The organism is Paraclostridium bifermentans (assembly GCF_964259345.1).
Lineage (GTDB): Bacteria > Bacillota > Clostridia > Peptostreptococcales > Peptostreptococcaceae > Paraclostridium > Paraclostridium bifermentans_B.
In genome coordinates this window covers 28521-41940 of record NZ_CAXVJR010000003.1, presented here as the reverse complement: position 1 = coordinate 41940, position 13420 = coordinate 28521, and the positions used below count along the sequence as shown (strand labels likewise).

Sequence of the window (13420 nt, the reverse complement as noted above, 5' to 3'; positions counted from 1 at the left end):
AAGAGTAGCATAAGCTACTCTTTATTATATCCCTTCCTCTAAAGATTCTACAACTTTCTTTTTCGGATTTATACTATTTATACCTGTTTCTTTTATATTATTCACATCAATTTCACATCCTAAAGATGTCATCATTACAGATTCAACAAGCATAGGTAAGTTAGTTCCACAAAATACTTCAATATTGTTATAATCTAATGTTAATTCACTGCTAATTTTAAATGGAGTTCCTCCTAATAAATCTGTAAATATATATATTTTTTCATCACTGTAAGCATTTACTATTCCTTCTAATTCTTTTTTTAAGTTTTCTGGAGTTTTATCTTCTATAAAATCTATGTCTTTTATAAAATCAAACTCACCAACAATTAAATTCAAACTACTTTTTAAGCCTGATGCAAAATTTCCGTGCCCTATTATTATAATCATTCGTATTCCTCCTAGAATAATCCTATATATGCTCCAGCTATACCTATAATTACCATTACTAATATGTTTATCATAGGACTTATATTTTTCTTAACTAATCCATACATTCCAAAAGTTAAACCTAATGGTAAAAGTTTTGGCATTATTCCATCTAGTATTTCTTGAACTTTTAAAGATGCTTCACCTATAGGAATTTCAGTTACTATATCTATATTTACATATGAAGCTATTAATGCTCCAACAACTATCATCCCTAATATAGTAGCTGCTCTTGTAAATTCCTTAGCATTTTTAGTTAATTTAGTTATACCTTCAACTCCAGTCTTATATGACCAGTGCATTAACCAAAATCTTAATCCTAAATGTACTATATTAAACATTAATAAGAATATTATAGGTCCTGCTATACTTCCTTCAAGTGCTAAGTTTGCTCCTACTCCAGCTGCTATTGGTAGTAATGTAAACCAGAATATTGCATCTCCTATACCTCCTAAAGGTCCCATAGCTGCAACTCTTAAAGAACGTATAGTTTGAACATCTGCTTTCTTTTGTTCTAATGATAATATTATTCCCATAACAAATGTGATTAAGAATGGGTGACAATTGAAAAACTCTAGATTGTGCTTCATAGATGTTGATAAATCTTGTTTGTTTTTGTGTATCTTTTTAAGCCCTGGAAGTATAGAATATAACCATCCTCCAGCTTGCATTCTTTCATAGTTAAATGATGCTTGTAAAAACATAGATCTCCAAGCCATTTGATTAAGTGTCTTCTTGTCTAGCACTTCGCCTTCTTTTTTATCTATATATTCAGTATGAATCATTGCCTGATTTTTTGTATTAGATGCCATCACTCATACCTCCTCCAACATTTTTAGTTTTTATACTTATATTAAAATCGTATATAGCTACAACTAAACCTACTATAGCTAAAGCTAAAAGTGGTAAATTTAAATATGCTACTAGTACAAATCCTAACATCATAAATATTGCATATTCTTTACTTAACATAACTTTAAGTAACATAGCAAATCCTAATGCAGGCATCATTTTACCTGCTGCTGTAAGTCCAGTCCAAACTTGTTCAGGTAAAACTTTAGTTAAAGTATCTCCTATTGCTTGCCCTGATAATAATCCAGCTAGAACTATTAAAGCAAATGATAATCCAAGTATTCCCATAGCCATGTAGTTTACTCTATCTATTCCTTTTGGATTAGATTCCTCCGCTGCTTTATCACAAAGTCCCATTAAAGGTGACATTACTGTAAATAAAGCTGTAACTGCATATTGACCAAGTAATGCAAATGGTATTGCAAGTGGTAATGCTGCACTTGTATCAAGTCCTGAAGTTATAGCAAATACAGTTGCCATTATTCCACCTATAACTGCATTTGGAGGTTGTGCTCCTCCTACTGGCATAGCTCCTATCATCATAAGTTCATAAGATCCACCAACTATAAGTCCTGTGTTTAAATCTCCCATTATAGCACCAACTATAGGTCCCATTACTATTGGTCTATATAATGATTCCAAAAAGTTAAACTGGTCTATAGCTGCTATAAATGTAACAATTAAGATTAAAATGATTTGCATAAATCCTAGTTCCATAAAGTTCTTCCCCCTTATTTAAATAATTCATCTATACTTTCAGCAGATTCACTTGGAACTCTCCTGATTTCTAGCTCTACTCCTAGTTCCTTAAGTTTTTTAAATGCATTTACATCATTATCATCTACACAAACTGCTTTCGAAATTTGTCTTTTACCTGGTGCCATATGCATATTCCCTATATTCACCTTTTTTATAGGAACTCCACCTTCTACAAGTTTTAATACATCTTGCGGATTTTCACAAATTATAGCTATATGTTGTGATTCACTTGCTCTATGAATTATATTTATAGTTTTCTCTATAGTAAAATATCTAGTTTGTGCAAAACTCGGTGCTGCCATATCCATAAGTCCCTGTCTAAATTCATTTTGTGCCACTTCATCATTTGCGACTAATAATAGATTTGCTCCTACACTTGAAGACCACATAGTCGCAACTTGGCCGTGAATTAATCTGTTATCAATTCTTGTTAAAACTATATTTGTCATAATAGTTTATCCCCCCTAAATTTTTTATGTACTTTGTCTATTTTCTTAATTTGCTTATGCTTAATTCTACGCAGGTAAAGTAAAATTTATTATAGATTTATTCTTGATTTTTATGGATAATTTTTGTATAAAAAAAGAGAAGTTAAATTTAACTTCTCCTTAGCTTATCACTTACTTATATTAACTTAAAAATGCAGCCCCTATAACACCTGCATCTGCATTTAATGTAGCAATAACAATTTTTGCAAACTCTTCATTTTTAAATACTACATACTCTCTAACCAATTCATCTAGTCCATCTAATATAATATCTCCAGCTCTTGATATTCCTCCACCTAAAGATATAACCTCTGGATCTAATGTATTTATCATACCTGCAATAGCTTTTGCTAAATATCTTTTAAATCTATTTATAGTTTCTACTGCAACCCCATCATTTTCTCTATATGCATCAAATACATTTTTAGCATTTATATTTTCTATATTGTTGTCTGCCAGTATTAAAATCTTACTTTCTCTTCCCTCACTAATAAGTTTTTTCGCATATTTTATTATAGCTGTTGCAGAACAAAATGTTTCTAAACATCCATTGTTCCCACAGTTACAATCATAGTAGTTAGTATCTATAATTACATGTCCAATTTCTGATCCCATATTATGAGCTCCACTAAATGGTTTCCCATTTATTATTATTCCTCCACCTACACCAGTTCCTAGTGTATACATAACCCCTACATTACAACCTTTCATACTTCCAGCTTTAGCCTCTGCCAAAGCTGCAACTGTTGCATCATTGTCAGCATAAACTTCTAACTCTGGAAATTTAGCTTTTAAACTTTTTGTAAACTCTATTTCCTTCCATCCTAAATTTACACAAGTAACTTTGCCCTCTTTGTTTATAAATCCTGGTAATCCACATCCTATTGACTTTACATTACTTATACTTATATCGTTTTCCTTAATCATATCTCTTACAAGCTTATTTATATCTTCAATTATTTTTTCAAAACCACCATTTACGTCCGTAATACATTCTTTTCTAAAAAGTATTTTTCCTGATTCATCTACAACACCGGCTTGTATTCCTGTTCCACCTATATCTATACCTACGTAGTACATCTTGCTTCCCCCTATTAATAATTAAGTTATATTTATAATTTTATTATACAATTAAACTTAATTATTTAAAATATATTTTAAAAAAATAGTAGAAGATTACTCTCCTACTATTCCTATATATGGTAAATTTCTATATTTTTCTGCATAGTCAATTCCATATCCTACTATAAACTTATCTTCTATAACAAATCCTACATAATCAACATGCATATCTACTTTTCTTCTTTGTGGTTTATCTAATAATGTACATAATTTTAAAGATTTAGGATTTCTAGTTTTTAATGCAGCTACTAGGTTGCTTAAAGTTAATCCACTATCTATTATATCTTCAACTATTAATACATTTTTTCCTTCTATATCAACATCTAAGTCTTTTAGTATTTTTACTGTTCCTGATGACTCTGTTGAATTTCCATAACTAGAAACACTCATAAAGTCAATATTAACATCTAAATTTATATTTCTTATTAAGTCTGCAACAAAAACACTTGCACCTTTAAGAATTCCTACTACTAAAAGTTCTTCTCCTTCAAAATCTTTCTCTATTTTACTTGCTAACTCTTTAACTTTTTTTAATATTTCTTCTTCACTTATCATTACACCTGTAACTTTGTACATATCGTACCTCCAATTTACCGTATATTAATATATACCATTATAACATATCTTTTGAATTTTTTAGAATATTTTTTTGTTTTTTCAATTTATTATTCGTATTTATCTTTTTTATTTTTATTTTTCCTAGATATTTTTATTTTTTACATATTAGTTATATATTATATACAAATTATTATATATAATAATTATTGTAATCATTTTTTTAGGAGGTTATCTAAAATGAGTTCAAATCATGGTGCTAACTTATATGATTTATCTAATGAGTTAGGTTTAAATAAAAAAGATTTAATGGATTTTAGTTCAAATATAAATCCATTAGGTTCATCTTCTTTAGCAAAAAAAGCTGTTATAGATAATATAGATATGGTTTCAATATATCCAGATCCAAATTATTATAATTTAAAAAACTCTATATCTGCTTATTGCAATTGTAAAACTGATAATATTATTTTAGGAAGTGGTGCAACAGAACTTATTTCTTCATTTATAAGTACTATAAATCCCCAAAAAGCAGTTCTCTTATCACCATCTTATTCTGAGTATGAAAAGGAATTAAAAAAATCAAATTGTTCTATACATAAATACTTTGCAAAAGAAGAGAACGATTTTAAAATCGATGTAAATGATTTTATAAGTTATATAAATAGTGATTCTCACGATATGGTTGTTATATGTAACCCTAATAATCCAACTGGTTTTGCATTTTCTAAAGATGAAATAAAAAAAATATTAGAAAACACGAATACTTTTATTATGATTGATGAAACTTATATTGAGTTTACTGATACTAATAAATATTCGTCAACTCATTTAGTTGATGAATTTAATAAAGTATTTGTTATAAGGGGAACTTCTAAATTTTTCGGAACTCCTGGTATACGATTAGGCTACGGACTTACATCTAATATAACTATTAAAGATTCAATAAATAATAAATTAGATCTATGGAATATAAATACACTAGCTTCTATAATGGGGGAAGTTATGTTTACTGATACAAACTTTATAAACCTTTCATCTATGACATTAAAATCAGAGAGAAGTTATCTTTCAAATGAACTTTCTTCTATTGATGATTTTAAAGTCTACCATAGTGAGGGTAATTTTATACTATGCAAGATAAAATCAAAAAAAATAACTGCCTCTAATTTAAGAGAGTCTCTTATAAAAAAGCATATTATAATCAGGGATTGTAATTCATTTGAAGGTTTGAATGAATATTTCTTTAGAGTTTGTACTTTAACTCATAATGAAAATAAACTATTAATAAGTTCATTAAAAAATATATTTTAACAAAAAAATGTACCTAATATAATTTCATTTATACTAGGTACATTTTTTTATTTAACTCTGCTTAATGTAACTACAGCTTCGGCTCTTGTTATATTAGCATTAGGTCTAAATGTTTTGTCATCATAACCTTGCATATATCTATACTCTAAAATTCCTTCCACTGAATCTTTAGCCCATGATGACACTAAATTTCCATCTATATAGTTATTTAATTTATCATGATTTATATCATTTATATTTTTATAATTTGCTATCATTTTTGCAGCTTGTTCTCTAGTTATAGGGGCATCTGGTTTAAATTCTGTTTTTGATACTCCATTTGCTACTCCATTTGTAACAGCTATATCTATTTGTTCTTTTGCCCAATGGTTTTCTGTATCTATAAATACTTTTCCACTACTTTTAGTTAATCCAAAGTATTTATTTAAAATTTTTACAAACTCAGCTCTAGTTATTGATTCATCAGGTCTAAAAGTTCCATCTCCATATCCATTTATATACCCATCTTTTGTAAATATGTCTATCTGTTCTTTCGCCCAATGATTATTTATATCAATAAATTTACTTAAATCTACTACATTATTATTTTCATTTATTAATATAGTTTTTGTATTTCCTGTATATAAATCTTTATAATATAGATAATTATCATTTATATATAATGGGTTTCCTGGAATACTACTTATTTTTTGCTTATCTGTTCCATCTTTTTTTATTTTATATATATAATATCCATTATTTGTACTTGTATAGTACCTATATGTATTCCCATTAACTACATAGTCCATTTCTCTCATATATTTATACTTGTCACTACTGCATCTAACGTAATTACTTTTATCCCAGTTATGATCTTTTGCCATCTCTTCATCACTTAAAGCTAAATATGAATATCTAACTACACCTTTTCGATTTGGAACAGGATCATCCCAAGTAACATCCGTTTGATAGTTTTGACCATCTATATTTACAATATTCCACATATGATTCATTTGTTGGCTGACAACATAAGAGCATTCAACTCCAACTTTATTTAAAAGTAATTTCATACTCATTGAGTATCCCTGACAAACGCCTCTACCTTTCACAAGGATTCCATAAACATCAAATGCATAATCATTAGCTATCACATATTCTGTATTTAAAACTAAGTAGTCATGTATAGCTATAACTTTTTCCATATCTGACATTGAATTTGTTGTGTAATTTCTTATAATATGATCAACCTTGCTGTTAAGTTCATTTATCATACTTCTTACAGTTTCTTTAGGTGCTATATATTTTAATTCTAACTTTCCATTACTCCAATAAACAGATCCTTCATATTTAAAATAAAATATTTCTGGATGATCATCTAAAACTTTTTTTCTAATATTAAAAGCCTTAGAGCTACTAGGTGTTCCATACTTTGAAAGATCTACGGAGTCTTCTAAATTTATTATTGCTTTATATATATCTGTGTAAATAGCATTATCCGTAGATCCATCTAAATAATATTCATTCATATATTTATATTGTTTAGAGTCAGCAGAATGTGGATCTACTTGCTTATATACCTTGTTATCTGCATATACCATTGTTGATGATCCTATACATATCAGTAACATTAATATAAACAATATATTTATAGGTTTTATTTTGTTGTTCATATTTTCCCCCATTTTAATAAGATTAGGTATTAACGATTTCCTTCGTATAAATACCCCAAACTTTTTCAATTAAAAATGAAGAGTATATCTACTCTTCATCTTTTATAGAAAAATTTACACCTTCTATTATATTCGGATTATATTTTTCTTTCTTTAACTTTTTATATTTCTCAATCTCTTCATTAATAATACCTAAACTCCAGAATAGTACAAATATATCATCTAAAAATCCAAATATACCTGTAATTATTTCTGGAATAAAATCTATTCCTAATATTAAATATATTATTGATATAAATATTGCAAAAGTAACCTTAAATTTACTTATTATATTAACATCTCTCTCTGAATAAAAATCAGGCAATTTAAATATATTAATAATAAACATCAATCCGAACTTAGCCTCTTTAAATCTAACTAAAGATTTTTTTAATGTATCTAAAAATATATTAGCTATCTTTTTTAATATTTCTATATCTATCACCCCTGTAGTTATAAATTTAAAATTATTATAACCTATGTGAGTAATTTGATAAATATATTAACTTAATATTTTTATAATAAATGTATTCCAAAATCTTCACATTTTTTAACCATGTCTTGTGGCCATATTCCAGCTTGAACTTCTCCTATATGAGCTTTATTTAAAAAGTACATACATATTCTTGATTGTCCTATTCCTCCACCTATAGTGTATGGTAAATCTCCATTTAATAATGCTTTATGATAATCTAGTTCTTTTCTGTCTTCACATCCTGATAGTTCTAACTGTCTTTTTAAACTTTCTTCATCTACTCTAATTCCCATAGATGATAATTCTATTGCGTTATCTAAAACTGGGTTGTAAAATAATATATCTCCGTTTAAATCCCAATCATCATAATCAGGACTTCTTCCGTCATGTTTATCTCCTGATGAAAGGACTTTACCTATCTGCATTAAAAATACTGCACCTTTTTCTTTTACTATCTTATTTTCTCTTTCTTTTGGAGTTAATCCTGGATACATATCTAATAACTCTTGTGATGTTATAAAAGTTATTTCTTTAGGTAGCATCTTTTTTACTTCTGGATATATATCACATACGTGTTCCTCCGTTTCTTTAAATACACTATATATCTTACTTACAATTTCCTTTAATGATTCTATATTTCTATCTGACTTATTTATTATAAGCTCCCAATCCCATTGATCTACATATATAGAATGGATGTTATCTAACTCTTCATCTTTTCTTATTGCATTCATATCTGTATAAATTCCCTTACCTAAAGAGAATCCATATTTTTTAAGAGCCATTCTCTTCCATTTAGCAAGTGAGTGAACAATTTCTGCTGTCTTTTTCATATCAGTAACCTCAAAGCTTACTGCTTTTTCAGTTCCGTTTAAGTTATCATTTGTTCCTGTCTCTGGGAAAACAAATAGTGGTGATGATACTCTTGTAAGACTTAAGTATTCTCCTAATTTATCTTCAAAAAAGTCTTTTAAATCCTTTATTGCTTGTTGTGTTTCTATAACTCCTAAACTCGATTTGTATCCTTCTGGTAATATTAAACTCATAATTGCACTCTCCTATTCTGATTTTTTTTAATGTTTTTACAGAGAGTATGACGTCATACATATTTTAAATTCTAATCTAGTTTGGCCATAACTAATTTTTGTATAAAAAAAACTCTCGTCTCTATATATAAATATATAGGGACGAAAGTTTATAAATTCCGCGGTACCACCCTGATTAACCTGAATAATTATCAAGTTCTCTCAATAACGCAGCAAGAATAATATCTTAGTGCGTTCCAACTTGATAACGGTTTGGTTCCGTCTAAGCCTACTCTTTGTTAATTTCGGTTAGCAACTCCAGGATGTTCTTCAATATAGGCTTCGTGTTGGACTCTCACCATAACCAACTCGCTCATAACTACTTCCTATACTTACTCTTCCTTTCAACGTCTTTTTAAAGTCGTTTTAAATTGTTTAAAGTAATTTTAGTTTAATATATGAATTATGTCAATATGTGTTTCATAAATAAATTAGTTTACTTATTTAATTTAAATATAAAATAAATTGATTTGTTTAATTTAACTACTGTATTTGAATATTAAAACTTTATTTTTTAATGTTAGTTTTAATATTTATTATATTTTTTAAAAACTTTTATTTTTCTGACTTTTTCTCCATTCATTATACATTCCATATATTTTCACTAAATATTTTTTAATTATACAAAATATGGCTTATTTATAGTCACATTTTTTACATAAATTGAAAACTATAAATAAGCCAAATATATTAAAAATTTTTATTATTACATATTAAAAGTTTTATCTACGTGAGCTTTTATTTCTTCAGCTGTTCCCATACTTAAAACTTCATTTGCAAAATTCTTCATATCTTCATACTTAACAGAAGTTATAAACTTTCTTGCTGGAAGTATAGATATTGGAGACATAGAGAATTCATCAAGTCCCATACCTAAAAGTATAGGTATCATTCTTTGATCTCCTGCTGCTTCTCCACACATTCCAACCCATTTACCTTCTTTATGAGCATTGTCTATTACCATTTTTATAAGTCTTAACACTGCTGGGTTAAATTGGTTGTATAAGTAACTTATTTTTTGGTTCATTCTATCTACTGCACAAGTGTATTGTATTAAGTCATTAGTTCCTATTGAGAAGAAATCTACATGCTTAGCTAATATATCAGATATAACAGCTGCAGATGGTATTTCTATCATCATACCAACCTCTACATCTTTAGCATACTCTATTTTTTCTGAATCCAAGTCAGCTAATACTTCTTTGATTATCTCTTTAGCTTTTAATAACTCTTCTAAAGAAGATATCATAGGGAACATTATTCTTAATTTACCATGTACACTAGCTCTATATAAAGCTCTTAGTTGTGTTTTAAATATATCCGTTCTATCTAAACATAATCTTATAGCTCTATATCCTAAGAATGGATTCATCTCTTCATCCATCTTGAAGTATTTTAATTCTTTATCTCCACCTATATCTAAAGTTCTGATTACTATAGGTTTTCCGTTCATACCTTCAAGAACAGCTTTGTATGCTTCGTATTGCTCCTCTTCACTTGGGAAATCATCTTCCTTATCCATGTATAAGAACTCTGTTCTGTAAAGTCCAACACCTTCTGCATCATTCTTTAATAATCCTTCTAAATCATTAGGGCTTCCTATATTTCCTGCAAGCTCTACATGTCTATCATCAAGAGTAAAAGAAGCTTTTCCTATTAATTGTTTTAACGCTTCTTTTTCTTCATCGAATTTAGCTTTTAATTCTTTATATTGATTTATAGTATTTTCATCTGGATTTACTATAACTTCTCCAGTTTCTCCATTAAATACTATGAAATCTCCATCTTTTATAGTTTCTGTAGCATTATTTAAACCAACTACTGCAGCTATTTCTAAAGTTCTTGCCATTATAGCTGTATGAGAAGTTCTTCCACCTATATCAGTTAAGAATCCTAAAACCATTTTCTTGTTCATTGTAGCTGTATCTGATGGAGTTAAGTCATGAGCTATTAGTATAACTTCTTCAGTTAATGCTGATAAATCTACTACTTTTATTCCTAATATATGTCTTAAAACTCTATTAGTAACGTCTTTTATGTCAGCAGCTCTTTCTCTCATATACTCATTATCCATAGATTCAAATATGCTTACAAACATATCTTTAACTTCACTTAAAGCAAATTCAGCATTTACTTTTTCATCTCTTATTTTAGATATAGTTTGATCTATTAATTCTGGGTCTGCTAATACTAATAAATGAGCTTCAAATATTTCAGCTTCATGTTCACCTAATTCTATTTTTGCTCTTTCTTTTACTTGCTCTAATTCTACTTTTGATTTTTCTACTGCAGATTGTAATTTTTCTACTTCAACTTCAGTATTTTCAACATTTTTCTTTTCTATATTAAGTTCACTATGTTCTATAACTAACGCCTTTCCTAATGCTATACCTGGCGACGCTCCTGTTCCTTTATACATATGTGCTTCCTCCTATTGTCTTGTGTATACAATATATATATATTCAATAAACCTCGGCTTTCACCGAGGTTTTCTAATTTTTATTATTCACCAAATCCACTTTCTATTAACTCAACTAATGCGTTAACTGCTGCTTCTTGATCTTCTCCATTAGCTACTATAACAACTTCGTCTCCTTGAGCTAATCCTAAACTCATTATTCCCATTATTGACTTAGCGTTAACATTTTTATCTTTTGCTTTTATTTCTACTGTAGCTTTAAACTCAGATGCTTTCTTTACAAACATTCCTGCTGGTCTAGCATGTAATCCACTTGCATTTTTAATAGTTACTATTTTTTCCATTGTAATACCTCCATAAATTTCATTAGTTATTTAATGATATAAATATTTTATTACTAATTTTGTGATTTTATATCATTTATTATTATATTTGTTAAAAGTTTAGTAAACCTATTCCTCTGAATCGAAATTATAGGCCTAACTTCAAAATTAGATGCCCAATTTACATTAGAGTTTATATTAGTGTTTACTACTTCTACTACCTTATTAAAATCGTATAAATTAATTCTATTTATATTATTTTCTTCAAGCTTCTTCTCATATATACAATAAAATAATTCTTTATATGAAAACTCTTTTTGAAGCTGCAAACTTTCTCCTAATTTAGGTATTATAGACTCTAGAAGTGTTCGCTTATTTCCTTCTCTCTTTATATTTAGTAGTTTACATAGTTTATCTATACTTTCTTTATTTAAATTACTAAGTTTATTAAAACAATATTCTTCATCATACTTATAATCTAAATTAAAGAAGTACTTTATACCTTCATATCTGTCAAAGGTTTTCATAGTATCCATATATCCCAATTTAATATTTTTACTTACATTATCAGGATCTATATTTAAACATCCTCCTAAATATTCCGAAGGAATAATCACTTTCATATTAACATCTTGATGATGGTTTAAATTTATCTTTCCAAACAAGTCATCGATAAGTCTTACTACAACTATATCTTCATATCCTTTTTCTCTTAATAAACTCACAGGTATATTATTATGAAAAACTCCATCAAGAAATAATTTATCATCCAATTTATCTAACTTAAATATAGGTAAACTTGCACTCGCTATAAGATAGTCTAAAAGCTTGCCCTTTGGAATATCTTCTAAAAACATAGGATTGGGAATTATTTTTCCATCCCACATGACAGTTACTAATCCAAAGTCTTTTTTAGAATTTCTTATTATATCTTCATCTATTGTCTTTTCTAGTAAACTTCTAAATGGACTTATATCTATACCTTGATGCTTTCTAGCTTTATTTATTAGAGCTATTACCATATTCATGTTCTTAGGAGTAAAATCAACATTCTTAATTCTATGATATGTTTCTTCATCAACATTCATAAAATGTGTATAATCATAGTTAGTCCAGATTTCTTCTAGTATATCAATTTTATCTTGAACTATATATGCACCATTTAATGCTCCGATAGATGTACCTGCTACACCATCAAATTCTAAACCTAATTCTCTTAAAGCTTTATATGCACCTATTTGATATGCACCTTTAGTTCCTCCACCTTCAAGTACTAATCCTCTCATAACTATCACCTTATATTAAGTTATAAAAATATATGTTCCTAAAAACAAATATATTACAAGTTTCATGCTATTTCAAGTAAAAATTATATTTTTTTATAATATTTCTTAAATTTTAATTTTATACGCCATTCTATATTGGTTTGAAAGTATTAGTTTTTCAAATAATATATTAAAATTTAGTATAAATTTTATTTATTTTTTAATTTGTTATTAATATATTTCCTCTTTTGACTTAACTATCTTAACTGCTTTTAAAAATAGTTTTTTTTCTAATGCACTCAATTTAATATTAGATATTATATAATTTTTAGGATCAATCAAATATATATTTTTATAACCATTTTTATAAAACATCATACAGATATTTTTTATTTCTGAAATTCTATCACAGTTAAATTCTTCTACTTCTATAAGTAAATTATACTTTGTTGTCTTTATTCCCTTTATTTTTTGCTTGTAATCATTTATAAACGATTTTGTATCTATACTACTTATATACCCACTTACATTTATATATACAGCATTATCTATAATCTCACTATATATCATATAAAAGTATCCCCCTTTAAAATTTATATTTAATATG

General features: G+C 27.6%; 14 protein-coding genes and 1 other annotated feature. Of the genes, 1 reads left to right on the top strand and 13 read right to left on the bottom strand.

The window, feature by feature from the left end; genetic code table 11:
* Positions 1 to 24: 24 nt before the first annotated feature.
* The 6 genes from ACEXNK_RS06500 to hpt form a co-directional block, all read right to left on the bottom strand.
* Positions 25 to 429: a hypothetical protein gene (locus ACEXNK_RS06500; RefSeq protein ID WP_373598465.1), complete on the bottom strand. Its 405-nt coding sequence runs from the start codon at positions 427 to 429 to the stop codon at positions 25 to 27.
* Positions 430 to 440: 11 nt separating this feature from the next.
* The gene (locus ACEXNK_RS06495; protein ID WP_373598466.1) at positions 441 to 1280 is read right to left on the bottom strand and encodes a PTS system mannose/fructose/sorbose family transporter subunit IID; all 840 of its coding nucleotides are present in this window, start codon (positions 1278 to 1280) and stop codon (positions 441 to 443) included.
* Positions 1270 to 2037 carry a PTS mannose/fructose/sorbose/N-acetylgalactosamine transporter subunit IIC gene (locus ACEXNK_RS06490; RefSeq protein ID WP_373598467.1) on the bottom strand — a complete coding sequence of 256 codons (768 nt, stop codon included), beginning with the start codon at positions 2035 to 2037 and terminating at the stop codon, positions 1270 to 1272. The genes ACEXNK_RS06495 and ACEXNK_RS06490 overlap by 11 nt, the downstream gene beginning before the upstream one ends.
* Positions 2038 to 2051: 14 nt before the next feature.
* On the bottom strand, positions 2052 to 2528 hold the full coding sequence (gene agaB, locus ACEXNK_RS06485) for a PTS galactosamine transporter subunit IIB (RefSeq protein ID WP_373598468.1): 477 nt from the start codon (positions 2526 to 2528) through the stop codon (positions 2052 to 2054).
* A 180-nt stretch (positions 2529 to 2708) separates the two neighbouring features.
* A complete protein-coding gene (locus ACEXNK_RS06480; RefSeq protein WP_373598469.1) occupies positions 2709 to 3647 on the bottom strand; it encodes an ROK family protein in 939 nt (312 codons plus the stop codon).
* Between the two features lie 96 nt (positions 3648 to 3743).
* On the bottom strand, positions 3744 to 4265 hold the full coding sequence (gene hpt / locus ACEXNK_RS06475; protein ID WP_373598470.1) for a hypoxanthine phosphoribosyltransferase: 522 nt from the start codon (positions 4263 to 4265) through the stop codon (positions 3744 to 3746).
* A 219-nt stretch (positions 4266 to 4484) separates the two neighbouring features.
* Here hpt and ACEXNK_RS06470 point away from each other — a divergent pair, with 219 nt between their 5' ends.
* Positions 4485 to 5558 (top strand): pyridoxal phosphate-dependent aminotransferase, encoded by a 1074-nt coding sequence (locus tag ACEXNK_RS06470; RefSeq protein WP_373598471.1) that lies wholly within the window; start codon positions 4485 to 4487, stop codon positions 5556 to 5558.
* A gap of 47 nt (positions 5559 to 5605) precedes the next feature.
* On the opposite strand, the gene ACEXNK_RS06465 is transcribed toward ACEXNK_RS06470, so the two are convergent.
* The 7 genes from ACEXNK_RS06465 to ACEXNK_RS06435 form a co-directional block, all read right to left on the bottom strand.
* Positions 5606 to 7207: an S-layer homology domain-containing protein gene (locus tag ACEXNK_RS06465; protein WP_373598472.1), complete on the bottom strand. Its 1602-nt coding sequence runs from the start codon at positions 7205 to 7207 to the stop codon at positions 5606 to 5608.
* An 88-nt stretch (positions 7208 to 7295) separates the two neighbouring features.
* On the bottom strand, positions 7296 to 7691 hold the full coding sequence (locus tag ACEXNK_RS06460) for a YkvA family protein (RefSeq protein WP_373598473.1): 396 nt from the start codon (positions 7689 to 7691) through the stop codon (positions 7296 to 7298).
* A gap of 71 nt (positions 7692 to 7762) precedes the next feature.
* Positions 7763 to 8767 carry an aspartate--ammonia ligase gene (gene asnA, locus ACEXNK_RS06455; protein ID WP_373598474.1) on the bottom strand — a complete coding sequence of 335 codons (1005 nt, stop codon included), beginning with the start codon at positions 8765 to 8767 and terminating at the stop codon, positions 7763 to 7765.
* A 134-nt stretch (positions 8768 to 8901) separates the two neighbouring features.
* Positions 8902 to 9163: a binding site (T-box leader), on the bottom strand.
* Between the two features lie 349 nt (positions 9164 to 9512).
* The gene (gene ptsP / locus ACEXNK_RS06450) at positions 9513 to 11225 is read right to left on the bottom strand and encodes a phosphoenolpyruvate--protein phosphotransferase (protein WP_373598475.1); all 1713 of its coding nucleotides are present in this window, start codon (positions 11223 to 11225) and stop codon (positions 9513 to 9515) included.
* Between the two features lie 83 nt (positions 11226 to 11308).
* The gene (locus ACEXNK_RS06445) at positions 11309 to 11569 is read right to left on the bottom strand and encodes an HPr family phosphocarrier protein (RefSeq protein WP_373598476.1); all 261 of its coding nucleotides are present in this window, start codon (positions 11567 to 11569) and stop codon (positions 11309 to 11311) included.
* 53 nt (positions 11570 to 11622) lie between these two features.
* Positions 11623 to 12834 (bottom strand): patatin-like phospholipase family protein, encoded by a 1212-nt coding sequence (locus ACEXNK_RS06440; RefSeq protein WP_373598477.1) that lies wholly within the window; start codon positions 12832 to 12834, stop codon positions 11623 to 11625.
* Between the two features lie 210 nt (positions 12835 to 13044).
* A complete protein-coding gene (locus ACEXNK_RS06435) occupies positions 13045 to 13383 on the bottom strand; it encodes a hypothetical protein (protein ID WP_373598478.1) in 339 nt (112 codons plus the stop codon).
* Positions 13384 to 13420: the final 37 nt, after the last annotated feature.

What these genes read in the sequence shown, in the direction of transcription:
- ACEXNK_RS06500 (WP_373598465.1), bottom strand. Translation starts at nt 429, where the DNA reads ATGATTATAATAATAGGGCACGGAAATTTTGCATCAGGCTTAAAAAGT.
- ACEXNK_RS06465 (WP_373598472.1), bottom strand. Translation starts at nt 7,207, where the DNA reads ATGAACAACAAAATAAAACCTATAAATATATTGTTTATATTAATGTTA.
- ACEXNK_RS06440 (WP_373598477.1), bottom strand. Translation starts at nt 12,834, where the DNA reads ATGAGAGGATTAGTACTTGAAGGTGGAGGAACTAAAGGTGCATATCAA.
- ACEXNK_RS06490 (WP_373598467.1), bottom strand. Translation starts at nt 2,037, where the DNA reads ATGGAACTAGGATTTATGCAAATCATTTTAATCTTAATTGTTACATTT.
- ptsP (WP_373598475.1), bottom strand. Translation starts at nt 11,225, where the DNA reads ATGTATAAAGGAACAGGAGCGTCGCCAGGTATAGCATTAGGAAAGGCG.
- asnA (WP_373598474.1), bottom strand. Translation starts at nt 8,767, where the DNA reads ATGAGTTTAATATTACCAGAAGGATACAAATCGAGTTTAGGAGTTATA.
- hpt (WP_373598470.1), bottom strand. Translation starts at nt 4,265, where the DNA reads ATGTACAAAGTTACAGGTGTAATGATAAGTGAAGAAGAAATATTAAAA.
- ACEXNK_RS06480 (WP_373598469.1), bottom strand. Translation starts at nt 3,647, where the DNA reads ATGTACTACGTAGGTATAGATATAGGTGGAACAGGAATACAAGCCGGT.
- ACEXNK_RS06495 (WP_373598466.1), bottom strand. Translation starts at nt 1,280, where the DNA reads ATGGCATCTAATACAAAAAATCAGGCAATGATTCATACTGAATATATA.
- ACEXNK_RS06445 (WP_373598476.1), bottom strand. Translation starts at nt 11,569, where the DNA reads ATGGAAAAAATAGTAACTATTAAAAATGCAAGTGGATTACATGCTAGA.
- agaB (WP_373598468.1), bottom strand. Translation starts at nt 2,528, where the DNA reads ATGACAAATATAGTTTTAACAAGAATTGATAACAGATTAATTCACGGC.
- ACEXNK_RS06470 (WP_373598471.1), top strand. Translation starts at nt 4,485, where the DNA reads ATGAGTTCAAATCATGGTGCTAACTTATATGATTTATCTAATGAGTTA.
- ACEXNK_RS06435 (WP_373598478.1), bottom strand. Translation starts at nt 13,383, where the DNA reads ATGATATATAGTGAGATTATAGATAATGCTGTATATATAAATGTAAGT.